Origin of the sequence: Gemmatimonas aurantiaca T-27 (genome assembly GCF_000010305.1) — a bacterium.
GTDB lineage: Bacteria > Gemmatimonadota > Gemmatimonadetes > Gemmatimonadales > Gemmatimonadaceae > Gemmatimonas > Gemmatimonas aurantiaca.
In genome coordinates this window covers 3,222,029-3,247,649 of the sequence record NC_012489.1, presented here as the reverse complement: position 1 = coordinate 3,247,649, position 25,621 = coordinate 3,222,029, and the positions used below count along the sequence as shown (strand labels likewise).

At 64.9% G+C, this 25,621-nt stretch carries 23 protein-coding genes; 11 read left to right on the top strand and 12 right to left on the bottom strand.

Features of this window, described 5'->3' with window-relative positions; genetic code table 11:
• Positions 1-13: 13 nt before the first annotated feature.
• A complete protein-coding gene (locus GAU_RS14165) occupies positions 14-922 on the bottom strand; it encodes a universal stress protein (RefSeq protein WP_015894570.1) in 909 nt (302 codons plus the stop codon).
• 138 nt (positions 923-1,060) lie between these two features.
• On the opposite strand from GAU_RS14165, the gene GAU_RS14160 reads away from it, so the two are divergent.
• The gene (locus tag GAU_RS14160) at positions 1,061-2,374 is read left to right on the top strand and encodes a 4-hydroxy-3-methylbut-2-enyl diphosphate reductase (protein WP_015894569.1); all 1,314 of its coding nucleotides are present in this window, start codon (positions 1,061-1,063) and stop codon (positions 2,372-2,374) included.
• The gene (locus GAU_RS14155) at positions 2,374-3,933 is read left to right on the top strand and encodes a bifunctional metallophosphatase/5'-nucleotidase (RefSeq protein ID WP_015894568.1); all 1,560 of its coding nucleotides are present in this window, start codon (positions 2,374-2,376) and stop codon (positions 3,931-3,933) included. The genes GAU_RS14160 and GAU_RS14155 overlap by 1 nt, the downstream gene beginning before the upstream one ends.
• Positions 3,934-4,219: 286 nt before the next feature.
• On the opposite strand, the gene GAU_RS14150 is transcribed toward GAU_RS14155, so the two are convergent.
• The 3 genes from GAU_RS14150 to GAU_RS21930 all read right to left on the bottom strand — a co-directional run bounded on the left by GAU_RS14150 (position 4,220) and on the right by GAU_RS21930 (position 8,440).
• Positions 4,220-5,383 carry a thiolase family protein gene (locus GAU_RS14150; protein ID WP_015894567.1) on the bottom strand — a complete coding sequence of 388 codons (1,164 nt, stop codon included), beginning with the start codon at positions 5,381-5,383 and terminating at the stop codon, positions 4,220-4,222.
• A 23-nt stretch (positions 5,384-5,406) separates the two neighbouring features.
• Entirely contained in the window at positions 5,407-7,719 is a 2,313-nt protein-coding gene (locus GAU_RS14145; protein ID WP_015894566.1) for a 3-hydroxyacyl-CoA dehydrogenase/enoyl-CoA hydratase family protein, read from the bottom strand.
• Between the two features lie 109 nt (positions 7,720-7,828).
• Positions 7,829-8,440 (bottom strand): lysophospholipid acyltransferase family protein, encoded by a 612-nt coding sequence (locus GAU_RS21930; RefSeq protein ID WP_169307692.1) that lies wholly within the window; start codon positions 8,438-8,440, stop codon positions 7,829-7,831.
• A 16-nt stretch (positions 8,441-8,456) separates the two neighbouring features.
• On the opposite strand from GAU_RS21930, the gene GAU_RS14135 reads away from it, so the two are divergent.
• Complete coding sequence (locus tag GAU_RS14135; RefSeq protein WP_015894564.1) at positions 8,457-9,473, top strand: hypothetical protein; 1,017 nt, start codon at positions 8,457-8,459, stop codon at positions 9,471-9,473.
• A gap of 107 nt (positions 9,474-9,580) precedes the next feature.
• Here GAU_RS14135 and GAU_RS14130 read toward each other — a convergent pair whose 3' ends face one another.
• Together GAU_RS14130 and GAU_RS14125 are read right to left on the bottom strand one after the other, a co-directional pair.
• Positions 9,581-10,513, bottom strand: a complete 933-nt coding sequence (locus GAU_RS14130) for a hypothetical protein (RefSeq protein WP_015894563.1) — start codon at positions 10,511-10,513, stop codon at positions 9,581-9,583.
• 152 nt (positions 10,514-10,665) lie between these two features.
• Positions 10,666-11,214: an RNA polymerase sigma-70 factor gene (locus tag GAU_RS14125; RefSeq protein ID WP_015894562.1), complete on the bottom strand. Its 549-nt coding sequence runs from the start codon at positions 11,212-11,214 to the stop codon at positions 10,666-10,668.
• Positions 11,215-11,407: 193 nt separating this feature from the next.
• Here GAU_RS14125 and GAU_RS21090 point away from each other — a divergent pair, with 193 nt between their 5' ends.
• Both GAU_RS21090 and GAU_RS14115 read left to right on the top strand, forming a co-directional pair.
• Positions 11,408-12,508: a FecR family protein gene (locus GAU_RS21090; protein ID WP_015894561.1), complete on the top strand. Its 1,101-nt coding sequence runs from the start codon at positions 11,408-11,410 to the stop codon at positions 12,506-12,508.
• A 40-nt stretch (positions 12,509-12,548) separates the two neighbouring features.
• Complete coding sequence (locus GAU_RS14115; RefSeq protein ID WP_015894560.1) at positions 12,549-15,230, top strand: TonB-dependent receptor; 2,682 nt, start codon at positions 12,549-12,551, stop codon at positions 15,228-15,230.
• A gap of 115 nt (positions 15,231-15,345) precedes the next feature.
• On the opposite strand, the gene GAU_RS14110 is transcribed toward GAU_RS14115, so the two are convergent.
• A complete protein-coding gene (locus GAU_RS14110; RefSeq protein WP_015894559.1) occupies positions 15,346-17,271 on the bottom strand; it encodes an alpha/beta hydrolase family protein in 1,926 nt (641 codons plus the stop codon).
• 91 nt (positions 17,272-17,362) lie between these two features.
• Between GAU_RS14110 and GAU_RS14105 the strand changes: the two genes are divergently transcribed.
• The 4 genes from GAU_RS14105 (at position 17,363) to GAU_RS21085 (ending at position 20,570) form a co-directional block, all read left to right on the top strand.
• Positions 17,363-18,718, top strand: a complete 1,356-nt coding sequence (locus GAU_RS14105) for an aminotransferase class V-fold PLP-dependent enzyme (protein ID WP_052574465.1) — start codon at positions 17,363-17,365, stop codon at positions 18,716-18,718.
• Between the two features lie 24 nt (positions 18,719-18,742).
• The gene (locus tag GAU_RS14100; RefSeq protein ID WP_041265549.1) at positions 18,743-19,408 is read left to right on the top strand and encodes a DUF4412 domain-containing protein; all 666 of its coding nucleotides are present in this window, start codon (positions 18,743-18,745) and stop codon (positions 19,406-19,408) included.
• 129 nt (positions 19,409-19,537) lie between these two features.
• Complete coding sequence (locus GAU_RS14095; protein WP_015894556.1) at positions 19,538-19,828, top strand: hypothetical protein; 291 nt, start codon at positions 19,538-19,540, stop codon at positions 19,826-19,828.
• Between the two features lie 55 nt (positions 19,829-19,883).
• Positions 19,884-20,570, top strand: a complete 687-nt coding sequence (locus tag GAU_RS21085; protein ID WP_015894555.1) for a CAAX prenyl protease-related protein — start codon at positions 19,884-19,886, stop codon at positions 20,568-20,570.
• Here the strand turns inward: GAU_RS21085 and GAU_RS14085 are convergent.
• Positions 20,558-20,890, bottom strand: a complete 333-nt coding sequence (locus tag GAU_RS14085) for a hypothetical protein (RefSeq protein WP_015894554.1) — start codon at positions 20,888-20,890, stop codon at positions 20,558-20,560. The genes GAU_RS21085 and GAU_RS14085 overlap by 13 nt on opposite strands.
• A gap of 89 nt (positions 20,891-20,979) precedes the next feature.
• On the opposite strand from GAU_RS14085, the gene GAU_RS22835 reads away from it, so the two are divergent.
• Positions 20,980-21,114 carry a hypothetical protein gene (locus tag GAU_RS22835; protein ID WP_269446054.1) on the top strand — a complete coding sequence of 45 codons (135 nt, stop codon included), beginning with the start codon at positions 20,980-20,982 and terminating at the stop codon, positions 21,112-21,114.
• 20 nt (positions 21,115-21,134) lie between these two features.
• Here GAU_RS22835 and GAU_RS14080 read toward each other — a convergent pair whose 3' ends face one another.
• From GAU_RS14080 to GAU_RS14070, 3 genes are all read right to left on the bottom strand, one after another.
• Complete coding sequence (locus tag GAU_RS14080; protein WP_015894553.1) at positions 21,135-23,567, bottom strand: ATP-binding protein; 2,433 nt, start codon at positions 23,565-23,567, stop codon at positions 21,135-21,137.
• A gap of 18 nt (positions 23,568-23,585) precedes the next feature.
• A complete protein-coding gene (locus GAU_RS14075; RefSeq protein ID WP_015894552.1) occupies positions 23,586-24,044 on the bottom strand; it encodes a hypothetical protein in 459 nt (152 codons plus the stop codon).
• A gap of 113 nt (positions 24,045-24,157) precedes the next feature.
• Positions 24,158-24,337: a hypothetical protein gene (locus GAU_RS14070; protein WP_015894551.1), complete on the bottom strand. Its 180-nt coding sequence runs from the start codon at positions 24,335-24,337 to the stop codon at positions 24,158-24,160.
• A 504-nt stretch (positions 24,338-24,841) separates the two neighbouring features.
• On the opposite strand from GAU_RS14070, the gene GAU_RS14065 reads away from it, so the two are divergent.
• Positions 24,842-25,054 (top strand): cold shock domain-containing protein, encoded by a 213-nt coding sequence (locus GAU_RS14065; protein ID WP_015894550.1) that lies wholly within the window; start codon positions 24,842-24,844, stop codon positions 25,052-25,054.
• 83 nt (positions 25,055-25,137) lie between these two features.
• On the opposite strand, the gene GAU_RS14060 is transcribed toward GAU_RS14065, so the two are convergent.
• On the bottom strand, positions 25,138-25,620 hold the full coding sequence (locus tag GAU_RS14060; protein ID WP_015894549.1) for a DUF2721 domain-containing protein: 483 nt from the start codon (positions 25,618-25,620) through the stop codon (positions 25,138-25,140).
• Between the last annotated feature and the right edge of the window lies 1 nt (position 25,621).

The following is a 25,621-nucleotide window of genomic DNA, read 5'->3' as shown; positions in this document are numbered from 1 at the left end:
AGACGGCGGTCGGTCAGTCCTGTTTCCGGTACACGAGAACGGGCACCTTGGCGCCACGCAGTACTTCGTCCGTCACGCTGCCCAGGACGAGGCGCTTGAATCCGCCGCGGCCATGTGTGGCCATGGCGATCGCACCAGCCCCCTGATCACCGGCCGCGTCCTGCACCGCACGCGCGACACTCATGTCGTGCACGGCAGACCAGGTGGTGCCAGCCGGGCATTCGCTCGCCACCCGCTCGAGATAGTCTTCGCGTCCCGACGCCTCGGCGTCCAATGCGTCGTGGTCTGCGAGGAGTGCCTCTGCCCCGAACGGCGCCATGGGAATGGCATGCGGCACAGCGACGCCGATCAGGTGCATGCGGAGTCCCAGCGCTTCGGCGAAGGCTGTGGCGTGCGGCAGCATCGATTCGGCGAACGGCGAGCCATCCAGTGGGCACAACAAGGTGCCGCCAGGCAGGTGGTCGCCGACATATTCGTCGGCCGCCGGGACCAGCAGCACCGGCATGGTCGCCCGCGTGAGGAAGGCCGTGGCAATGCTCCCCAACCGCATGCGCTCGAAGCCACTGCGCCCGTGCGTGCCCATGATGGTCATGTCCACAGCCGCTTGCTGGGCATACTCCACCAGGGCCTCCACGACCGTGCCTTCGAGCAGGGCGCCGCTGGCCGTCACGCCAAGTGCCCGCAGTTGCTCCACCGCGCCGTCGAGCAGCTTCTGGTCGTGTTGCCGGTGTGTGGCCACGAGTTCCTGGTCAAACACGGGGATGGCCACTTCGCCTGGCACAAACGGGATGTAGGTGCTGGGGTCGTGTACGATGGCCACGTGGACAGCGGCGCCGGTGTGACGGGCGATGGCGGCCGCGAGCGGCAAGGTCCGAGCGCTGGGCGCGGAGCCGTCATGGGGTACGAGAATGGTCCGATACATGGCTTGGAGGGTGCGGGCGTGCGCACGAATCGGCCAGAGGGGATTCCCCGACCCGCGTCACGACGCGGTCACGACACCTTGGGTTGTACCTCGCAGGCACGGGGACGTGCCCTGCCGACGAATTGCTAGATTAGACGTATGTCGAATACCCCGTCAGACACGTCGGCGACCGCGGCCGGCGTTCGCACCACCGGCGCTCCCGGTTCCGCCGCCGCCGACGCCTCCGGTGCCTATATCCGCAAGGGATTTGGGCTCAAGGCCGAAGTGCAGGAGACATTGGCCGCTGACTACACCGGTCACTTGGTCGACCTGCTGCGCGAGCGCGACTACGCGCTCGAGGCCGGTGATACCACGATCCGCCTGGCCCGTGAATTCGGGTTCTGCTACGGCGTGGAGCGGGCCGTGGACTATGCGTACCAGACGCGCCGCAAGTTTCCGGAGCGACGCATCTTCCTCGCTGGCGAGATCATTCACAATCCGCACGTGAATGCCAAGCTGCAGGAGATGGGGGTCATCTTCCTGTCGGCGAAAGGCAAAGGGTTCGACTACGCCCCTGTGGAACCCAAAGATGTGGTGATCCTGCCCGCGTTCGGCGTGACCATTCAGGATTTCCAGACCCTGCGTGAGCTGGGGTGTGTGGTGGTCGACACCACCTGTGGTTCGGTGCTCAACGTGTGGAAACGGGTGGAGGCCTACGCCCGTGATGGGTTCACGTCCCTGATTCATGGCAAGTACTACCACGAAGAGACGCGGGCCACCGCGTCGCAGGTGGAGAAGTACAATGGCGGGCAGTATCTCGTCGTGCGCGACATGGCTGAGGCGGAGCTGGTGATGGACTACCTGGAGGACCGGGCTGGTGTGCAACCGGCCCGTGAGCCGCTCTCGCGCGAGGCGTTCCTGGAGCGGTTTGCCAAGGCGGCCAGTGATGGATTCGATCCGGATGTGCATCTGGAGCGGGTCGGTGTGGCCAACCAGACCACGATGCTGGCGCGTGAGTCGCTGGCGATCGGGGCGGCCGTTGGAGAGTCGATGACGCGTGGGTACGGCGAGGCCCATCGCGCCGAGCATTTCCGCACCTTCGACACTATCTGCAGTGCCACGCAGGACCGGCAGGATGCGGTGATGGAGCTGTTGCGTGATCCGCTCGACCTGATGGTGGTGGTGGGCGGCTACAACTCCAGCAACACCATCTCACTGGCGGCGTTGTGCGCCGAACAGGTGCCGACGTATCACATTGCGGACCCCGATGAGATCGACGTCGCGGAAAACCGCGTGCGATATCGTCGCATTGGTGCCAAACACCACGAAGACGAAATGTCGTCGTGGCTGCCGACGACGGGTCCGCTGCGCATTGGTATCACGGCAGGGGCCAGCACGCCGAACAACAAGATCGGTCAGGCTGTGGCGCGGGTCTTCGCCATTCGTGGCGTGGACGCGGGGAGCATCATCTGATGTCCTGGCGCACCATGTGGCGTGGTGCGGTGCTCGCGAGTGTGTGTGTGGCCGTCGCCGCGGCCTGTCGGACGGGACGTGGTGCGGAATCTGCTGGCCCACTCGCAGCGGCTTCAGCGACGCCAACGGTGCGCATGCTGTTGGTCAACGACGTCTACGTCACCGATACACTGCGTGATGGCACAGGCGGACTGGCGCGCGTGGCGGCGTTTCGCGATTCAGTAGAGCGGGTCACCGGATCGCGTGTGCTGTTCGTGCTGGCCGGTGACGTGCTGTCACCCAGTGTGCTGAGCAAGTGGTACGGTGGTGCACAGATGGTGGACGGCTTCAACGCGGCGCGTCTCGATTGGGCGGCACTTGGCAACCACGAGTTCGACGGTTCGCGCGCGAATCTGGTGGCGCGGTTGGGTGAATCGAAGTTCCGGTGGCTGTCTGGCAATTGCACCGAGTCGAATGGTGCCGCGTTTCCCGGGGTGCGCGGATGGGACACGGTCCGTGTGGCCGGCGCCAAGGTCGGCATCTTTGGCACCAACATCGTGCTCGAGTATCCCGCCTATGTGCGCTGCCGCAACGCCGATTCCGTGACGACGGCGCTGGTCGACACGCTCCAGCAGCAGGGGGCCGACCTGATTGTGGGACTCACCCATCGGCTCATGTACGAGGATTCGACGACGCTGGCCCGTGAACCGCGTATTCACAGCATCCTCGGCGGACACGATCACGACGGCAAGCGTGTGGCACTGGGTGGTCGTGTGGTGGTGAAGGCGGTGTCCAACTCCCGCACGGCCTATCTGGTGACGTTCACGAAGAGCGGCACCGGCTGGGCCGTGCACGATCAGGAGGTGCATTTTGTCGCGGGCATGCCGGACGATCCGGTCACCCGTGCGGCGGTGCATCGTTGGCGCGACACGCTCACGCGGCGCATTGGCCCCGATCGTGTGCTCGGCATCGCCCCCGAGCCCATCAACGCCATCGACTCCATCTCCAAGCGGGAGAGTCCGTTCGGCAACATGATCGTGGATGCGATGCGCGCGGGCACCAATGCCGATGTTGCGATAATCAACTCCGGTGCACTGCGTTTCGACGACATCATGCCGGCGGGCCCGATCACACGGCACATGATCGAAGGGATCTTCCTGTTTGCCGATGAAACGCGCGCGGTCACGTTCCCGATCACCGGTGCCCGCCTGCGCGAGTTGATCGAAGTGGGCATCCGCCGCGGTGGACTGGGAGGGGGGCCCTATCCGCAGGTGAGCGGGGTGCGTTTCCAGTTCGACGCGCGCCAGCCGAGTGGTGCGCGGGTGATCGGACCGCTCACCCGGGACGACGGGCGTGTGATCGCACCGAATGACACGGTGCGTTTGTCGTTCGTGACGTACCCGGCCTGCCGGAGTGGCGATGGCTATCGCATTCCCGAAGCGGCGGCGGTGTGTGCCGAGCATGAACGCACGCCGGCGAATTTTCCGCGCACGGCGGATCTGGTCATGCAACATCTCGAGCGCATGAACGGCCGGATCGTCATGCCGCCTACGGGACGCGTGAGGCGGCTGGATCGGTAGTACGGCAGGGCTTCGGCGGATTGGGAGGGGGCGTGAACTGCGGGGCTGGTGGGGCGGAAGCTGGAACGACGGGAGCTGGACCCACGGGAGCTGGTGGAACGGGAGCTGGTGAAACGGGAGCTGGTGGAACGGGTAAGAACGGGAGCTGGACCAACGGCCGCTTCAGCGGAGCCGTGGTGCCAGCTCCCGTTTTTCCCCGTAGGTCCAGCTCCCGTCCCACCAGCTCCCGTGGTCCCAGCTCCCGTTTCACCAGCTTCCGTCGTTCCAGCCCCCGCAGTCCAAGCAGTTAAAACACCTCGAAGACCCCCGCTGCTCCCATACCTCCGCCAATGCACATGGTCACCATGCCGTATCCGCCACCGCGGCGATGCAGCTCGTGCACCAGTTGGGTGGTGAGCTTGGCGCCGGTGGCTCCGAGCGGATGGCCCAGGGCGATGGCGCCACCGTTCACGTTGATGATGTCGGTGGGCATATCGAGTTCCTTGATGACGGCCAGCGCCTGCGCGGCGAAGGCTTCGTTGAACTCGATCAGTTTGAGATCTGCGAGGGTGAGGCCAGCGCGCTTGAGCGCCTTGGGTACGGCCTTGATCGGCCCCACGCCCATGATGTCGGGGTCGACACCAGCCACCGCAAAACTCACGAAGCGTGCGATCGGCGTGAGTCCGAGTTCCTTCGCTTTGTCGGCGCGCATCATCAGCACGGCCGCCGCGCCATCGGAGTAGGGACTCGCGTTGCCGGCCGTGACCGAACCCGTGGGGACAAACGCGGGACGCAGTTTGTTCAGACCCTCCACGGTGGTTTCCGCACGCGGGCATTCGTCCACATCGAACACCACGTCCTTCACCGTCTTCTCGGCGCCCTTCCACGAGTACCGCTGCGTGGTGATGGGCACGATCTCCTTCGCGAACACGCCGGAGGCCAACGCAGCCACGGCCTTGCGCTGGCTGTCGTAGGCAAACTGGTCCTGCTGTTCGCGCGTGATCTCCCAGCGCTTCGCGACACGTTCTGCCGTGAAGCCCATGCCGATGTACGACTCGGTGATCTCCGGTGACAGACGCGCGTTGTAACCCGACATCGGCACCTGCGACATCATTTCGATGCCACCGGCCATCACGGCGTCACCCTGGCCAGCAATGATGGCCTGCGATGCATAGGCCACCGACTGCAGCCCCGATGAACAGAAGCGGTTGATGGTTGCCGCCGCTGTCGACACGGGAAAACCGCCGCGCAGCCATGCCAGCCGCGCGTGATTGAGCCCCTGCGACGCCTCCGGCATCGCACAGCCCCACTGCACATCTTCGATGATCTCGGGATCGATACCCGCACGATCGATAGCGGCTTTCATCACCGCCGAAGACAGATCCACCGGATGCACCGCGGCCAGCGCACCATCGGCCTTGCCTCGGGCCACGGCGCTGCGGGCACTACTGACGATCACGACCTCGGTCATTGCTCGTTTCTCCTGTCGCGCGCTCAGTTGCGCAGCGGCTTGCCGGTCTTGAGGGTGTAGGCGATGCGCTCCTGTGTCTCCTTGGTACCGAGGAGGCTCATGAACTGCTCGCGCTCGAGGTCGAGCAGATCCTGTTCCGTCACATCACGCGCGGCGCCGTCGCCACCACACAGCACGTAGGCTGCCGCACGCCCCACCCGTACGTCATGCGCACTGGCCTGGCCAGCTTCTTTGGCGGCCCACAAGGCATACTCGAGATTGCCCAGGCCTTCGCGGCCCAGCGCGCGCACCGTGCGTTCGATCGGCGGGAGATACCCCGGCGCCAGATCGAGCACGCGTCGCTTCGCATCGGCGATCTGGTGGTCCCGATTCATGCTGATGCGATCGCGTGAACTCAGGAACCCGAGTGCCTTCGCTTCCGGCGCCGACGTGCTGGTGGTTGCGAACGCAATCAACTTGAACGCGCGCTTCACGGCGGCGAACAGATCCACCTCTTCGTATTGCTGCAACTCGCCAGTGAAACGCACCAGCAACTCCTTGGTGCCACCACCACCGGGAATCAGCCCCACGCCAGCTTCCACGAGCCCCATGTACGTCTCGGCGTGTGCCTGCACCGCATCGGCATGCAACGTGAACTCGGCGCCACCGCCCAGCGTCATGCCCGCCGGCGCCACCACCACGGGAAACGGCGCCCGACGGATGGACATCACCGCGTCCTGAAACGCCTTGCACGACACCGCGATGTCGTCCCACGCACCGGCAGAGATCGCAAACGATACCAGCGACAGATCCGCACCCACGCTGAACGCGCGCGCATCTTCGTTGCCGATGACGAGGCCATTGAAGCCCAGCTTCTCGATCTTGCGCAGCGACTTCTCGAGCCCTTCCAGTACGCCGGCGCCCAGACTATTCATCTTCGAGCGGAACTCGAAGCAGGCCACGCCGTCGCCCAGATCGATGAGACGCGAGAGCCCGTTGTCCTCCAGCACACGTCCGCTTTGCGCGAGACCCGCCAGCGAGATGCGTCCGGGGATGGCCGGTACCGGCTCGTACGTGCCTTCGAACGTGAGGTATTCGCCGTTCTTGTAGAACGAACCCTGTGCCAGATCGAGTAGCGCTGGAATGTCGAGACCGTGCGCACGGAACTCCTCGCGCAACCAGTCGAGGCCAAGCGCGTCCATCACCTGGAACGGACCGGCTTCCCAACCGTAGCCCCATTCCATCGCCCGATCGATCGCCACGAGGTCGTAGCCGAGCTGCGAGGCCAGCGTCAGGGTGTAGTGTGCCGCGTCGACCAGATGATCGCGCAGAAAAGCCCCCTGTGCTCCAGGCACCGCCTTCGCGGCAGGCAAACGTTGCGCGATCGGCAGACGGATGGCCTGTCCGATGTCTCCCCCTTCGAGGCGCTGCTGCGGCACATACTGCGACGTCTTCCAGTCGTACGTGAGCGTGCCGGTCTTGGTCTTCTGGTAGAAACCACCACCCGTCTTGTCGCCCAGTTTGCCGGTCGCCACGAGGTCGGTCAGCATCCACCCCGGCAAGGCAAAGTCTTCACCCGTTGCAGCGCCGATGCCTTTGGTCACGTGGGCCAAGACATCGAGCCCCGACAGATCGCCGGTGCGGAAGGTGGCCGTGCGCGCGCGACCGATCAGCGAGCCGGTGAGTCCGTCCACTTCGTCGATGGTCAGACCGTGTTCCTGCATGCGGCGCATCGTGGCGACCATGCCATACACGCCGAGGCGGTTCGCGATGAACCCCGGCACGTCCTTCGCAATCACGATGCCCTTGCCCAGCGTACGCTCGGCGAACTCGCGCATCGCCCCGATCACGGCCGGATCTGTTTCCGGCGTGGGGATGATTTCGAGCAGATGCATGTACCGCGGCGGATTGAAGAAGTGCGTGCCGAGGAACCGGCGGCGGAACTTCTCACTGCGCCCTTCGAGCAACACCGCCATCGGAATCCCCGAGGTGTTCGAGGACACGATGGCCGTTGGCTTCATCAACGCTTCGATGCGCGTGAAGAGCTGCTGCTTCGGTGCCGGTTGTTCGATGATGGCTTCGCAGATCCAATCGCATTCGGCCAGCCACGCGAGATGATCCTCGGTGTTGCCGGTACGCACACGCGCGGCGGCCGCCGTTTCCATGAACGACGCGGGTTTGCTCTTGATGGCTTTCTGCAACCCGTTGCGCGCCGGCGCACTGCGATTGGGCGAGGTCGGGTCGGTGTCACCCGGAATATCGAGCAGCACGACGCGGCAGCCCGCTGACGCCGCGAGGGCGGCGATCCCGCTGCCCATGGCGCCGGCGCCTACCACGCCGACAGTCGTCACACGCATGCAAGTCTCTCCGTGAAAGATACGGAAAAGATCCGCTCCGGACTCCCGGCACGGAAGGGCAAGATCGCGATAAATATGACGCTGGCGTCATATTCTTGCCACCGTGGTGTTACGACTGAGGGTGACGCCCTTGTACCCCGGCGTAGAGCGCGCGGATACGGGCGATGCCTTCCGTGGCGTTCGTTTCATGTGCTTCAGTGGTCGGCCCCAGTCGCACCACGCGTCGCCCCCAATCGAATGCGACACAGCAGATCGGCACCCCAGCGCCCTGGGCGACATGCCAGAAGCCGCTGCGCCAGGCGGTCACCTGTCGGCGGGTGCCTTCCGGTGCGAGACTGACCACAAACTGCGAGCGCGCCCGAAACGCCGCGATGGTGTGTTCGACGACATTGGCCTTGTTGTGCCGATCGATGGGGATACCACCGATGGCCCGCATGAACCAGCCCAACGGCGGGATGAAGAGCGAGGCCTTGCCCCACCAGCTCGTACCAAAGCCGAGGGCCCACTTGGCGGCCAGCCCAATGAAAAAATCCCAATTGGACGTGTGGGGGGCCACGATCACCACGAATTTTGGCAGGTCGGGCATTTGTCCCTCGAACTGCCAGCCGGTGCGTCGCATCCACCAGAGGCCCAGGTGCTGGAGCCAAGGATGGCGGGACTGCGGCACATTGGGACCAAGGTGCCAGTCGGCGGCGGGTGCGCTGGCGAGTGGGCGGGACATGGCGTTCATTTGACGCATGACCCTCCGAATCCGCAAGCGGTATCCGCAACTGATCTCGAAGAATCCGTCGCGCGGCGTGTCGTCGCGTCGCGTAGTCGCGACCGTCACCGCCGTTGTTGCCGCACTCTCGTTCCTGCCACAGGCGCGTGTGCACGCGCAGTCCGCCATCGAAGGTCCGCTCGTACTGCGTTTGCCATCGAGCGCACGGGTGTTGGGTATGGCCAACGCGGGGCTCGCGTCCAATGATGCCGACGCCATGCTGTACAATCCCGGCATGCTGTCGTCGGCGCGCGGTTTGGCCGTATCCATGCAACGCTATGGCTCGGCGGCCACGGCAGGATCGATCGCCACTGTTACCACGATTGGTTCGATGACTCTGGGCGTGGCCGGCCAGATGTTGCATTGGCAGTCGCCGACAGCGCACTACGGTGATGCCCTGCGCTTTGGTGCCACCCATCTCTCCGATGGTGCCAACGCTGTCACGCCGGTGAATGCGGGCAGCAGTGCGTTCACGGTGGGCATCGCCCGCACCGTGAAAGGGCTGCGTCTTGGCGCGGCGGTCAAGTACGCCGAAGATCGCATCGGCGCGAATACCGATGGGGTGGCGGCGTTCGATGTTGGCATGGTCCGACCCTTTGGGCCAGCCATGCTTTCCATCACCGCGCAGAATCTCGGTGTCGGCACCAGCATCAACGGCGTGAAAGCCAGTTTACCGCGTCGTATCGGTGTGGGGTGGGGCGGTGGGCCGATGTCCCTGTGGGAACACTGGGACCTTGGCATGCAGGCGCAGGTCACCGTGGAAGGTGACGACTGGTTCGTGCGCCCGGCCGGTGGTGTGGAGTTGGGTTACGTGCCCATCGAAGGCGTGTCGATCCTGTTTCGCAACGGCTTGCGTTTGCCGCGCGAACGGGATGAGTCACTGGTGACGGCGGGACTTGGTGTGACGGTCGATCGCATCTCCATCGACTACGCAATGGAACCCATGCGTGGTGGTCGGCCGGTGTCACATCGCATTGGCCTGCGCATCAAATAGTCGTCAGAGCAGGGCAGACACGACAACGGCCGAACACTCGATGCACGGAGTGTTCGGCCGTTGTCGCAGAGAGATCAGATCAGACTTGCGCGCCGATCACTCGTCCATCATGAGCAGCTCGGGCGTCCGCGAGGCAGAGCAACGGTGCAGTTCTTCGTGGTGCCGTTCTCCGTGATGATCAGCTTGGCCGTGGCGGTGCCATCGTAGGTGAGCACCTCGCGACGTGATGTGGACTTCGTCGCGCTGCCCTCGAGGGTTGTGGTGGCGGACATCACGCGCGTCACCGTGCCGGCTTTCGGATACGTCGTGCTGGTCGCGGAGATCGGAATCACGAGACCCACGGTGGTGTCTGCGGCGGTGCGGGTGGCCGTGAACTTGTTCCCGTCGCGATTGGTGCCCGAAGCGGACTCGGTGCCGAAGGACGTGCCATTCACGGTGCGCTCAGTGCTCGATGGCGCGAGGCCGGTCACTGTGCGATCACTGCGGCTGCTCACTGTGGCCGTCACGCTGCCATCGCGACTGCGGGTCGTGGTGCCACTCACCGTGGTGCGGCTGCGCACCGCGTTGGTGGTGAGGGTGTCGATCTTCGACTGCGCCGCGCCTGCCGTTGACGTGATGGTGTAGATCGTGGTCACGGTCAGACCGTTGCGGGTGTTGGGGCCGCAGGTGAGTTCTCCAGCGCCAGCGGCGAACACGCAGGTGGAATCGATGTGGATGCCGAACGGTCCACGTCCGGGACCGCGTCCCGGTGTGAACGTGCCGAGGAAGTGACCATCGAGACCGCCACCCATGAGACCTCCCGCGCCAGGGCCACCCGGACCGCCGCGTCGCGGGCCACCCCACGGCATGCCACTATCGCTGGCCGCCGCTGCGTAACTGGAGGACGCGTACTCCATGCCGGATGGCGTGGTGTTCAGCGCACTTTCGAACGAGAGCGCATTGGCGGGCGATCCAACATTGTCCGTGCGACACGCCCCGAGTGCGGTCAGTGTGCCGAACGCGATGGCGAGGAGTGTCGGATGCAGGCGTGCACGTGCCATGGAAAGACTCCGAAGTTGGGCCCGCCGTCGCCAACGATCGTCGTCGGCGCCAGAAACGAGCGTCCGGAGCAGGGAACACGGACCCGCCGCGGCACCCTATTGGGGCTTCGACATCGTGGAGGTGTGTTGATCGACGATGTCGCGCGTTTGAGTCAGTCGTCGCCGCGGTTCAGGAAGGGCGACAGTTTTTCACGCAATTGGCGGAGCGCGCGACTCATGTTCGCTTCCACGGCCTTGACCGTTACACCCAATTGTTCGGCAATCTCGCTGTAGCGAAGATTGCGTTCACGGCTCATGAGAAACACTTCACGTGTGCGCGGTGGCAATTCGGCAATGGCATCGCGGATGGCGACCTCCAGCTCCGCGGCCTGGGTGTCAGCATCGGCGTGCTCGGCCGGTTCGACCAGCGCTTCCACGAACACCTGGGTTTTGCGACGTCCCTGCAGGTGGCGGAGATGATTGAGCGCACGATTCCGCGCCGCCTGCAACAGGTATCCCGGAATGCTGCTGCCATCGGGCAAGCTTTCCCGTCGACGCCACAGTTCCAGGAAGACGTCCTGGGCCAGTTCTTCGGCCACACCCGGCTCGTGCAGGATCCGATTGGCGGCCCGCACCACCGGGGGATACCACTCCCGGAAGATCGTGTCGAACGCCGCATGGTCGCCGTCGCGCAGACGGGCCAGCAGATCGGAATCGGTCACGGCGTGCGGTGGCGAGGAAGGCGAAAGTAAAGACTCGGGACGGATCGCTCCCAGTGTGGGGCGCCCGGTTCGTCGTACGCTGATATACTAAACCGGCGCCCGCCAGTGTCGTGGGCGTCGGGATTTGCCTCCAGCGAGGCCGCCCGTTTCCGGGGTGACGTAGGGTACTCCACCAACACGGTGTCTTCCGGGCATGTCCGAGGAAATCCGTCCAGTTCCAGCAGAAGCCGATTGGGATGCGATCGGCCGCTACATCGCCGGCGAAAGTGATGCCGGCGAGTCCGCGGTCGTGGAGGCGTGGTTGGCCGCCCATCCGGAAGACGCCGCGCTGGTCTCGCTTGTTAATACCCGTGCCGCCCGATTCGACCGGGTGGCCGATACCGCGATCGATCGCGTGCTCGACCCCGAGGTCGCGTTGCAGGCGGTGCGCCGCCGGATCGCGGCGGAGGCTGGTGCGGAAGCCGTCACACCGCCCGTACGTCCGGCATTGCGGGTGGAGCAGGGCGGAGCGCCTCGCGCTGCGGCTTCCCCGATGCGTACCACCTCGCGACGCTGGCGCACGGCGGGTGTTGCGGTTGCCGCCGGACTGCTCGCGGTCCTGGCCATTTCGCAGTTCCGCTCCCGTGGCACGACGCCGCGTGAGTATCAGACCGCCGTGGGACAACGCGATTCCGTGCGCCTCCCGGATGGCAGCACCGTGGTCCTGGCTCCGGGCAGTCGCCTCGTGTTGGCCTCGTCGTTCGGGAATGGTGCCCGTGACGTGACGCTCGAAGGGGCGGCGTTTTTCGAAGTGGTGCACGACAGCACGCGCCCGTTCACGGTGCATGCGGGCGGCGCCGACATTCGCGATATCGGCACGGCCTTCAGCGTGAAGACCGGTCTCGATGGCGCGGTGTCGGTGGCGGTGACCCACGGCATCGTGTCGGTGGGCAACGCGGCCTCGGTGGCGCCGGTGGAGTTGCACGCCGGTGATCGTGGGGTGCTGGCTGGAGGTCAGTTGGCCGTGTCGCGTGGTGTGGTCACGGATGAGGACGTCGCGTGGACGCATGGGCAGTTGGCGTACCGGGACGCGCCGCTCAGTGAAGTGCGGGCGGACCTCCAGCGGTGGTACGGGGTTGATCTGCAGATCGCCGACAGCGCGTTGGCATCCCGGACACTGACCGCGTCTTTCAAGGGTGATTCCGTGGCGCAGGTGTTGCGCCTGATCGCCCTCGCGCTGGGCGCCGATGTGGTGCAGCGTGGAGATAGTGTGCTGCTGCAACCGCAGGGCACGACGCCGCTGTCGACGCCGTGAACGGAGCTGGTGAACGAAGCGCATCTCCCGGAAAGGACGGATGAAGCGCAGGTCCCTGACACGTGGTGTGACGCTCCGGCGTGCCGCCGTGGGGGCGACGACAGGACTGATCCTGTCGGTCGCCCCGTCGGCGTTGTTGCATGCGGCCGAACCCACGTGTGTGGCCCGACTCGCATCCGATGACCGTTCGGCGCTTTGGGCGCCGCCGCTTGATCGCATTGTCAACGTGCGCCTGACCGACCTGCCGCTGCGCGATGCGCTCGATCGGGTGGCCGCCATCGCCAAGGTCGAACTGTCGTACAGCAACGACCTGTTGCCGGGAGATCGTCGGGTCTGCCTCGCCCTCGATCGTGTGCCCGTGGGCGCCGTGATCGAGTCGCTGCTGTCGGGGTCCACCCTGCGGCCCATCGTATTGGGATCCACGCAGATTGTGTTGGCACCAACCCGTGAACGCACCGTCGCGGTGGAACATGCGGTGGAGCATGCGGTGGTGCCGCGACGGGCCAGTGTGCTCGACCGGGTGGTGGTCACCGGTTCGCCAGACGGTGCGCCACAACGCGGCTCACCGTTCGCCCTCGATGTGGTGGATGGCGCCACGTTGGCCCAGCACGGTGCGAGTACCCTTGGGGAAGCGCTCGATCTGGCCGTGCCCGGCATCTGGACGTGGACCGCCAGCGCCGGGTCGGTATCGGCGCGGTATGGCAGCATTCGTGGCGCCAGCTCGTTCGGTGTGACCGCGCCCAAGATCTATCTCGACGGCATCGAAGTGGCGAACCCGCTGCTGGTCACGCAGCTCGATCCATCGCGTGTGGCCCGCGTGGAAGTGATCCGTGGTCCGCAGGGGGCGGCGCTGTACGGCGCCGACGCCATCAGTGGTGTCGTGAACATCCTCACGCGACACGATGGCACCGCTACCGGGGCCCCGCAGTTGCAACTGTCCACGTCGGCCGGTGTGTCGGCCACGGCGTATGCGCCGCGCAACGCCTTCGTGCAGGATCACGCGATCTCGTTCCGCACAGGCACACCGTCGCGCAGCATGGGTGTGGGCCTCAATGTCGGCACCATCGGGGCGTACGTGCCCGGTGCTTCCGAACAGCGACTGTTGGCCGATGTCGATGGCCGGGTGGCGCGTGACAAGTCGGTCTTCACGGGCACCGCACGGTTGTCGTTGCAGCGTGCCAACGCGAGCAATGGACTCTTTGATCCGCTGGGTGGTCCGTTCGGTGGGGCCGGTGCCAACAGCACGGTTGGTGGTGGCATGGCACTCGATATGGGACAACGACACACGAGTGTGGCACCACCGCTTGCCGTCGGGAACAATCCCCCGCTCGATTCCATGACACACGCCACCGGCGACAGTGCGAGCGGGCAGCGCCTCATGCAGTACACGGTGGGCGGTAGCGCGTCGTACATGCCCGATCTGCACTGGACCCACTCGTTCATCGCGGGCGTGGACGGATTCCGTTTACAAGGTCTCTCTGTCTCCGCGGTGCCGTCCACGATGAATGGCCCGCAATCGTCCGCGATCGGCGGTGGTGAAAGCACGGGCGACCGTGGCACTTTGCGGTGGCGCTCCGTGGGGCGTTTCGATGTTGCGCCGCAGACGCTGCTCACCATGACGTTTGCCGGAGAACAGTCCGTCACACGCGAGCTGACCACGTCGACGGAGGCGCCGCTTGCCCAGCCCCTCGAATCGAACGCGTCGCTGCTGGGCATTGCCCGTACGCCGTCGGGCATGATCTCCGATCTGAGTTGGTATGGCAGCACGGGATTGTCGGCGCAGGGCATGGTGGGGTGGCGTGATCGCCTGTTTGCCTCAGCGGGTGTTCGCGCGGAGCGCACCACCGGCGCGACGCGCAACACGCAGAATGCGCTGTTGCCGATGCTGGGACTCGCCTACGTCGAAGACCTCGGTGGTACGGTGCTCAAGTTCCGCGGTGCGTTCGGACGCGGCATTCGGCCCGCGCGGTCATTGATGCGCACCAGCTCCTGGATGGGAACCGGACAATTGCAGGCGATGACCAGCCTGCAGCCGGAATCGCAGCAGGGTACGGAGTTTGGCGGTGATCTGTTGTTCGGCTCGCGCTACGGCGTGCATGTCACCCGCTTCGATCAGCGAGCGTCCGGGCTCATCCAGCCCGTGGCGCAGGTGCAGACCACGGTGGGGGCCAATGGCCGTATGCAGCGCACCATGGTGTATTCGTTGCAGAACGTCGGGGCCATCACCAATCGTGGCTGGGAAGTTGAGGGCTCGGCGCGCCTGCAGCGCTTGTCGCTCGCCGGTACGCTGTCGCTGGTCGATAGCCGCGTGGCGCGTCTGGCGCGTGGATACCGCGGCGAACTGCGCGAAGGAGATCGCATGTTCGATGTGCCGGCCAACACCATCAGCCTCTCGGCGTCGTATCTCGTTGGCCGTTTCACGTTGGCCACCAGCGCCACACGCGCCGCTGACTGGGTGGGCTACGATCGCGCGCGCATTGGCTCCGAACTCAATGGCACGGGAGCCGGTGGTCAGAGCTTCGAAGGGGGTATGCTGCGCAACTACTGGACGCAGTACGAGCCCCTCACACGTTGGCGGGCCAACGTCACCTATCGCCTGCGCGGTGATCTGTCCATCGTGACCGGTGGCGACAACCTGCTGAATGTGCAGCGTGGCGCGCCGGACAATGCGACCGTCACGGCAGGACGCACGCTGACCTTCGGACTGCGCACGATCTTCTAGGCCGGCGCTGCAAAAGAGGGAAGACGGGTAGCGCCCCAAAAACAGAAACCTCACAGAGACGATGGGCTGTCTCTGTGAGGTTTCTTGTGTCTGTCCGACTCGGTTGCGACAGGCGTCAGGGCAGGCGGGTCAGCCCGACATCGTCCAGCAGAATGGCACCGACACGCTTGCGATCGAACACCAGCCGGATCGTGCGCAATGCGCTCGGATCAAACGCCGGGTTGGCCGTTGTGAACGCACTCAACGGCGCCGAGTACGTTTGCATCACCTGTTCGCTCAGCGTGGAGAACTGTGCCTTGTCGCGGCCCCTGCGACGATAGACGTAACTTTCGATGGGCATACGCACGGCGCCGAGTGCGCTGAGTGGCACACGCGCCACACGGCCGGCCCCGTCTTCCACTTCCACCGAGAAATCCGGTGCGATGGTGTCTTTCTCCGGCTTCTTGGCAGGGGGCTTGGGCGTCTTGGCGGCGGGCTTCTTTTTTGCCGTGTCGCTGGCGGCGGAGTCGGCGCGCGGGGCGCGGGGTACCTTGCGCGCGCCCGGTTTCTGGTCGGTCGTTCCGATCGTGAACAACAACGCACTGCGTGCATCCACGTTCCAGGCACGGCGGAGCGAATCGGGCACGCTGATGCTCACACGAGCCGGCCAGCGCGCCACAGTGGAATCCGCGCCGGCCGCCGGCGTGTTGTTCCAGCCGATCGTGGCGGCATTGCTGCGAAACGTGTTGGTGCGGGAGCGAGTGGTCACATCGCTCTCTTTCCACGTGCTCACTGAATCGGCTGCAATGCGCACGCCGGGCGCGGTGCCCGACGAGACATCGACGTCTTCATCGAATGTGGCCAGCCACTGCGTGCGCGCGTCGGCGTAGCGGGTCAGGTACATCGTGGGAGGCAGCCAATCACCCGCGCTGCGATAGTCGCGGAAGATGGCGCGATAGTCTTCCATGCCCTTGAGCGTAGCGTCGAGGAAACCACCAATCACCACTCGTCCGAACCGGCGCTGCTCCTCGCCGTCGATGAGTGCCTTGAGCTGCAAGGCCCGTACCGAGTAGCTGCCGTTGTCCTTGTTGTTCCAAACGGTGTTCCACTGCCCATGATTGGCGCGGTGCATCCAGATGGCGCTCTTGAACTCGGGGCCGCTCCGCGTGAAACGGAACCGGTTGTACTGTGTGAGTCCGGAGAAATTCGACACGTCGCCGTCATGCGAGCCGTGAATGACCAGATAGTTGTAGTCACTCACCGGCGTGGGCTGCTCGGCAGGACGATACTGGCCGTCCACCGGCGCAATGGCCACCAGCGACTTGATGTCGAAGTTGAAGTTGAACTTTTGCGTGGCATCGTCGGGATAGGCGGGCAGACGATTGAACGCGCCCGCAATGGCCACCGCTTCACCGCCACGGGAGTGTCCCATCAGCGCGATGCGTGTCATGTCGATCTTGCCCTGCAGCGGCTTGCCCGTGGAGTCGTTCAGGGCACGAAACACTTCGAGGTGCTTCAGCAACACCCAGCCACGCGCATCGTTTTCGCCGCGAATGCCACCATTGAGGAAGTTCTCGTCGATCGACGCGAGGATATACCCCTTCGACGCGAGCAGCTCGCCGAGCCAGGCGTAGCCCGGGTCGGAAAACTCCTTCATGTTGTGGTTGCCGTGCACCACCAGCACGAGCGGGAAGGGGCCGGTGCCTTCCGGATACCACACCCGCGCGTTCAGCGGGAATTTGGTGTTGTCGTAGCCCCAGTACTTCTTGCGGCTTTTGGCAGCGGGCGGTTCCATGCGGGCGTACGGCGACGCATCCACGGTACCGGTGCGATACGTGATCGAGTCGCGAAACTCGGGGCGCCGGATGTCCTTTCCGCTGCCGTAGTACAACGTCTTCACCGTCATGGCACCGGGCAGGCCCGGGTTGGTCGCGGTGATGGTGCGATGAGCGAGCACCGTGGCGGCGTCGCTCGGGGCAATGGTCAGCGGCTGCGCGCAGCCCTGGAGCAGAAGGGCAACCGCGACCGCAGGGGCGATGGCCGAAGGCAGACGGAAGGTCATGCCGGACGTTATCCGGCCGGCCGTCCCCCCGCCACCATGGCCGGGCCAAGGTCCCCTCGCGGAGGCCGCGAGCAGGACGCATGTTCTGCCTATGGACCGACGCCTCTTTCTCTCCGCTATCGCCGGCACCAGTGCGTTGCCGGCGCTCTCGATGCCCCAGTTCTCCTCCGGGGCCATCCGACGCCTGCTCGATGCCGCCGACGTGGCCCGTGACCGGGGCGTGGACCTGTTCGCCCCCGATGTCCCAGGGTGGCAGGGTTCACCGGAAGAGGCGGCGCGATTTGCCGGCGATGAAGATTTCTGGGAGCCGGTCCAACGTGCCTTCGATCTCGATCGCACATGGATCAACCTGAACAACGGTGGCTGCTCACCCGCTCCGTCACACGTGATGGCGCAACTGGAACGTGACCTGCGCTTTTCCAACGAGCTGCCGGTCATTCACATGTGGCAGACACTCGAGCCACGCATCGAAATCGTGCGGCGTGAACTGGCCCGTGAATTCGGCTGTGACACCGAGGAGATGGCCATCACCCGCAACGCCTCAGAGGCGCTGGAGACCTTGATCTTCGGCATCGACCTCAAGCGCGGTGACGAAGTGGTGGTGAGCAACCAGAACTATCCCCGCATGCTCAATGCGTGGAAGCAGCGGGCGCAGCGTGATGGCATTGTGCTCAAGGAAATCTCGTTCCCCGTGCCGAGTGCATCGCCGCAGGAGGTCGTCGATCGGTTTGCGGCCGCGATCACTCCGCGTACGAAGGTCATGGAGATCACCCACATCACCAACCTCACCGGACAGATCCTGCCGGTGAAAGAGCTGGTGGCAATGGCGCGCGCCAAAGGCGTGAAGACGTTCGTGGACGGTGCACATGCCTTTGCACAGTTCCCGTTCACCCGTGACGAGCTGGGATGCGATTTCTACGGCACCAGCTTGCACAAGTGGATGCTGGCGCCGATCGGCACAGGGTTTCTCTACGTGCGCAAAGATCAGATCCCGTCCATCTGGCCGCTCATGGCGGGCAATCCGGGTCAGGAAGCCGATATCCGCAAGTATGAAGAGATCGGCACCCATCCGGCCGCCAATCACAATGCGGTCTCGGTCTCGATTGCCTTCCACCGCGGGCTCGGTGCCGCACGCAAGGCGGCGCGTCTGGTGTATCTGCGTGATCGCTGGGCCAAGCGGTTGCTCGCCGAAGGGAATGGCCGTGTGAAGGTGCTCACGCCCCTCGACTCGAAGTGGGGCGGTGGCATCGGCTTCTTCAACGTGGATGGACTCGACCCGGTGAAGCTTGGCGGATGGCTCGTGGGTCAGCATCGTGTGGTGCAGACTCCGATCGTGCACCCCGAGTTCAGCGGGATCCGCGTGACGCCGAACGTGTATACCACGTTGGACGAAGTCGATCGGTTTTCGGAGCTCGTCCTCACTGCCATCCGCAAGGGCATCGCCTGAGCGGAGACCTTCGCTCGACGCCCGTTGACCCACTACGCTCGCCACACGATCCGCGCTGTCCGTCTTGCCGTCGGCGCGGTCGTGGTCTGGTTCGCCGCTGCGCCGGCATACGCGCAGTCCTTCGACGGCGCGATCACGTTCCGTCTATCCGCTGTCACACCGCAGGGTGTGCGTACCGAAATGGCGGAGTATCTCACGCGTGATGGCAGTGTGCGCGTGAACCTGGGTGGCGCGCGTGGGATGTCGGTGCTCACGGTGCCAGCGGAACGCAAGCTGTATCTGTTGATGCCTTCCCAGCGGCGCTACGCGGAGCTGCCGGCATCGGCCAGCGCCTTGCTCGATCCCGCCGCCGCGCCACCATCGGATGTCACGGTCACCCGCACGGGCAAATCCGAGACGATCGCCGGCCTGACCTGCCAGCACGTGCTCGTCGCTCGCGGAGCGTCATCCACCGATGTGTGCCTCACGCGTGAGCTCGGGCGGTATGTGAATCCGCTCGATGCGATGAGTGAGGGCAACCTTCCCGCATGGCAAAAAGCCCTGGCGGCCGAGGGCTTTCCCTTGAAGGTCACGGCGGCCGACGGTTCCGTGCCATTCGAGGTGATCAAGGTCGAGCGACGGTCGGTTGCGAAGGATCACTTTGTGGTGCCGCTCGACTATTCGCGCACCGAGCTGCCCCGTCGTCGCTGACGGCAGCGTCGCACATCGACACGACCGGGGGGTGCTGAAACCTCTTTCTTCACCCCTCGTTAGGATCTACAGGAACCGGACGTGGCATCTCGCCAGGGCGTTCGGAGCATCTGAGTCTTCGGAGGAACCATGATCTCCTTTTTGTTGTCGTTCGCCATCGCATCGGTTGTGGCCATTGTGCTGCACGGGTCGGCGCGCCGGTTTGTGCGCAACCGTCTTCGGTATGTCGACGCGGTTCAGAAGGCCCTCGCGCCGTGGCTGGCTGGTGGCGCTGTGTTTGCCGTGGGTGCCGTGTTGGCCGGCCTCCCCTTCATTGGACTCGGCACGGCGTTGACGGCCGGACTGGCGGTGGGGACGGGCGTGGCGGCTGGGGCGCGGGATATTCGCCAGGGCACGTCGCCGGTGGTGTACGGACCCTGAAGAGGGGCGCGGGAGGGGGATCTCACAAGGCACGTTCCCTGCTGTACAATAGGGCATGCTGACCCCGCCCCTCTCAGAGAGATTCCCGGCGCTGCCGTGGATTGGTCCGTTCCTGCTGTTCATGATCTGGCTGGCGCTCGGGCCCAGCCTTGGCATTCCGCAGCCGTGGGAATCCGTTCTGCGGGTCGGAGTGCTGACCATTGTCCTGCTGACGCTTTCGCGGGACGTGGTGTTCTCACTGCGCGTCAGGCACCTGATTCCCAGCGTCCTGCTGGGGGTGGCGGTCTGCGCGCTGTGGGTGTTGCCCGACCAGCTCGTGCCCGGATGGCGCGAGCACTGGCTCTTCCAGAACCAGATCACCGGTAAGGTCACCACGTCCATTCCCGCGGACGAGCTGTCGAATCTGCTCGTCGTGACGCTGCGGGTGATGCGGGCCGCCCTGCTGGTGCCCATCATCGAAGAGCTGTTTTGGCGAGGGTGGTTGCCTCGCTGGCTCGTGAACAACAACTGGCAGCAGGTGCCGTTGGGCACGTTCACGACGTTCACGTTCATCGCCACCGCACTGCTCTTCGCCAGCGAGCACGGGCCCTTCTGGGAAGTCGGCCTCGCCTGCGGATTGATCTACAACTGGTGGATGTGGAAAACCCGCTCACTCGGCGATCTGGTGCTGGTGCACGCGGTGACGAACGCCTCGTTGTCGGGGTTCGTATTGGTGACAGGCCAGTACGCCTACTGGATGTGAGGATCTGCGGGTGGTTCGGGGGCTGAGCCCAGTTCCCGGATGAACACCGCCCGCGCGCCGGAGAAATCGAGCAGCATGGCATCACCGGCTCCATGTTCGATGCGCACCGAAAGCGAATGTGGCGCCGATGGGTTGTCCGTGTGCAACATATCGCCGTCGATGCGGTAGATCAGATGGATCACCTGATCCCGGCCGCCGACGTCGACGTGGTACCGGAGTTCGCCTCCCGCCAGGAACTCCATGCGCACGCCTGGTGCGAAGTCGAGGTGTGGGTCGGCACGCAGCAGGACCCACGTGCCCAGTAGCCAGTCGTTGTGCATGCGAGAAGATAGCCGTCGGGCGGTCGGGGCATTGTGTGACCAATCCCACCTCCGTTCCGTCATCTGGGAAGCCCTAACCCGGAGTTCCTGTGTCCCACCCGAAACGCCAGCCGGCCCGCACCCTCAGCGCTCACGCCCTGCGACTCGATCGAGCTTCGATCGTGCAGGGCGGTATCGCGCTCGTGCTGGCCTTTCTGGTGGCCTGGCTGTTCAACCTGCGTTGAACGGTTGAACCGCCGCCCGGCTAACGCCAGGCGGCGGTTTGCAAGCCACTGTCGTCCCGCCGGTACGGCAGCCAGACCAGCGCCACAAACTGCACGCGCACGTCACCACTCTTTGCCGTGACCACGACCGGCTCCAGCGTTTCGGCCTGGGCGTCGTAGCTCGCGCCCAACGCGTCGATCTCACCCTGCAGCGTCGCCTCCAGTGCGAGCTTCTGTTCGGTGAGCGCCTGCAGGCTCTCATTGGCGCGATCGACATCGCCCGCTTGCTGCGACGCACGCCCCATGCCCTTGGCGGCTGTGCCAAGCTTGCCGATCGAGCCTGCGCCGATCTTGCCTCGTCCAAAAATGGCACCCAGGATCGCGCCGCCCACCGAGATGGCGGTGTCCATCTTCGCTTGTGAGGCCTGCTGCTGTTCCCGCTGTACGGCCTGTTCTGCCCGGCGAACGCGTTCCTGCACGGTGGCGAACTTGCTTTCGTACTTTCGCCGCAGTGCTTCGATCTTTTCATCACGCGCTTCCCGGGCGACCTGCTGCAGTCGGATGCGGAAATCCCGTTCGGTCTCTCCAGTCTGCGATGTGGTCTTGAACGCGGCGCTCTTGAAGAGCGTGATCTGCTCGTTCGTCACCACCCACTTCTGCAGAGCCTTGCTCCAGGCGGCATAACTGCGCGTGTTGCTGGCCGCCGGTGGTACTGCGGCGAATCGTGCTCCATCACGTGCGCCACGCTCGAGTGCGGATGGTTCCACGGTGATGCGCTCGGCCTGGTCCCAGTCGAGTGCGATCGGGCCATCGTCGATCGTGGCCAGCAACGCCACACGACGTTGCTCGGTCACTCCCAGCTTGGCGTTGGCGAAGCTGATGTCAGACAGACCCAGGACGGCGGGCTGATACTCGAGGGCATTGGCGTTGGCCGCCGCCGTGGGCGGCAGCCAATACTGCGTGATATCGGCCGGCAGCACCGGCGCGGCCGTACCGGCGCCGGAACCCGCCGAGGGGGTGGCCACCGCGCGGGGGGGCGCTGCGGGGGCACCTGTTGTGGCTTCCGCGTTCGCGCGCGCCGATACGGCGCGGATCTGCTCGCGTGTCATCGGACCCGCGAGATACGACAGCGTCCACCGTGTTTCGAACGTGATGGGCGCAGGTTCGTGCACGCTGTGCAGCAGGAACACCCGCTTGCCCAGTCCGGCGATGGTTTGCTCCATCGCGGCGCGGTCAAAGGGCTGGCTGCCGGATGCGCCTTCGAGGCCCTCCATCACGCGCATCTTGTCACGTTCGGTCTGCAATCGGCCAATGAACCACGTACCGGTATTGGACAGGCCACGATAGTCCAGATCGACCGGGTTTTGCGTGGACAGCACCACTCCGAGGCCATACGCGCGCGCCTGCTTGAGCAGCGTGAGCAACAACATCTTCGATGGCGGGTTGGCCACCGGCGGCATATAGCCGAACAACTCGTCGATGTAGAGAATCGCCCGCAGCGAACCCGTGCCTGGCTGGGTGCGAACCCACGCCAGGATATCGGCCAACAGCAGCGTGACGAAGAACATGCGCTCCGCATCACTGAGGTGCGCAATGGAAACCACCGATCCGCGTGGCTTGCCGTTGGGATCGTACAAGAGCGACGCGGTATCCAGCGGTTCGCCCTGCAACCAGGCCTGGAAGCCGGGAGCGGCCAGCAGGTTGTTGAGCTGCAGTGCGAGCCCCATGCGATCCTTGGGCGGGAACACCGTATCGAGCGGCATCACGCCCACTGTGGTGAACGGCGGGTTCTGGATGCCGCCGATCAGCGCCGCGAGATCGAGACTGCGTCCTTCACGCCACGCATGATGCAGCAGGTTGGCCAGCAGAATGTGTTCGCGGCTGGTGATCGGATCGGCGTCGATGCCGAGCAGGGCGAGCAGGCTCGTGGCGGTGGCATTCACGCGTTCCTGCAGCAGCTCGACATCGTCCAGAATGGCGGCCGGCGGGGCGTCGAAAGCGCGCAGCAGCGAGATCGGCTTGCCGGCGCTGCTGCCGGGCGTGTAAATGGTCACCTCGGCCGCATTGGCGAGGTTCTGGATACGGTCGGGGGTCTGTCCCCAGCCCGCGATGCCGTTCTTCCAGAGGGTCGCTTGTTGTTCGGCAAACGCGTCCGGCGTTTGGCCGGCGGTTGCCGCCGCTTGCGGATCGATCCACGGACGAAAGTCGTCGGCGGACAGACGCGGAAAGCGCAGCGCGAGATTGCCCAGGTCTCCCTTCGGGTCGATGGCGATGACCGGGATGTGATCGATGAGCGCCTCCTCGATCAGCCCTACGCCCAGGCCGGTCTTGCCACTGCCGGTCATGCCGATGATGACCGCATGGGTGGTGAGGTCCTTGGCATCGTACAGCACGAGGTCGTCCGTGCGGGTGCGCGAAGCGAGATCGTATTGTTTGCCGAGGTAGAAGGCGCCGAGTGTTTCGAAGTCAGTCACGAGAGCGGTGCGTGGGAATCAGGGCGAGCGGCGCGCCACGGCGAGTGCCTGCTCGGCATGCCGTCGCGCGTAATCGATTTCAAAGCTGCGCAGCGTGGTGGGTTTACCGTCCACGAGCTTCTCGCTGCGCGATACCGAGTCTCCCGCAAATGCCAGCGTCACCTGGACCTCCATGGGGCCTGGAGTGCGGTCGGGAGACTGCATGGTCTGGGTGCGGATCTCGTGGAACACGAGCAGTGTGCCCTCGCGCGTGAATTGCAGTTGGCGGGTCACACGGGCATCCGCGCCGAAGGTGACGGCTTCCGTGATTTGCGTAACCGCACCATCGGTGCGATCCGCGCGCCAGGCGATCTGCTCGTCGCCATCCTGCCATTGCCCCGAGAACGTCCCGGCCGGAGTCGACGAAGTCACGTCTCGTGCTCCGCTGCCGGTGCTGTCAGTGGCGCCGGCGCCATGGGTCGCGCCAATCGCAGGCATGCGAGGTTGCTCACCGCATGCGGACAGCGCGATGGACAGAACGACTACCAGGGCACCAGCAGGGACGCGGAAACGCATACGATACGACATACCACCACCCCGCCTGGCGCGGGTCAGAATTCCCGGCGCTTCATTTCCTTGAAGATCTCTTCGGCTTCCGTACCCTGCAGCGGTTCCGTCTTGCCGCGTGTGGCCTCGAGCGTCGAATCGAAAGCCTTGCTGGCCGGCTTCTTGGTCTGAGCTGCCTTGGCCTGCGTCTTCTTGAGGAGGGCCTTCAGTTGCGCGTCCTTCATCGGGAGTGCTCCGGCGTGGGAGAGGGGACAACCCTTGAGACGATCCGCAGACCATCCCCATGACGTTGGTGCCCGCTCCCGCGACTGTAAAGCCCATGAATCGCCGGGTGCGTCACAGACCGCGCACCGAGTTCGGGGGGAAGGGGCCGAGGACCCCGGAGGGTGGGGAAGGGCGGCCGTGGCGGCGCGCGCGGGGGTCGTTTGTTCGTGACAGTACGGGTGCTGGCCCGGCAGTAGATTCCTGTTGACACTATGCGAAGTCAGCGCTACCGTCTAGCAGCACTCAGTTCAGTTGGCCGCGTCACGGCGCGGGATGCACGACGCAGGCGACTTCGGGGACCTGCTTCGGCGGGTCCCTTTTTCGTGTGTGATCGTTGAACGATGTGTCGCTGTGTTCGTGTGATCACAGCAAGCCCGCGCGGGGGTCTGGTCCGCGAACCAACACGAGTGCTCGGTGCGTACGGCAGGGCCGGACTCCGAACACACAGCAACAGGAGCAGTGCCATGCGTACGACCGGCAAGGTGAAGTGGTTCAACGACGCCAAGGGCTTTGGTTTCATCACGCCTGACGATGGCTCGAAGGATTGCTTCGTCCACCACTCGGCCATTCAGGGCGGCGGCTTCCGCACCCTGGCCGAAGGCGAGCGTGTCGAGTTCGACATCGTGCAGGGTCAGAAGGGCCCCGCGGCCGAGCAGGTGACGAAGGTTCGCGGTTAATACCGCAGTCTTCGTAGCTGCAAACGGGCCACCGATCGAAAGATCGGTGGCCCGTTTTGCGTCCGGCAACGGCCGCACCGCGATCACCCCGGTGGCGGGCGCACCACGCCATGCGGTCCGATCCGCAGCGAGTTGATCGCCAGTTGCACCTCACGCAAAAAGCTCAGCAGCCCCGTGATCAGGCACAACATCGTGATCACGAAAAAGGCCACGACAAATTGCGAAATGTCCCGTGAGATCGTGGCGCTCACGAACAGTGTCATGATGATCAGGCAGACGAGCAGCGCGGCCGTGGTGAAGAGCCCGATCGCACGATTGATATGACGGGCCCGTCGCGACAGCATGTGCAGGTCGCCACCGACCACGATCTTGTGTTCTCCCGTCAGGTCGGGGAGATGATCCTCGAGCAGACGAGCGCGGTCGATGACCCGCGCCAACCGGTTCGTGAGCACCACCAGCATCGAGGCGATACCGGTGAGCAGGAACACGGGAGCGATCGCCATCTGAATCACATGGGCGATCGATTCGACGCGGGCATCGGCCTGTATGGCGGCCAACTGGAGCACA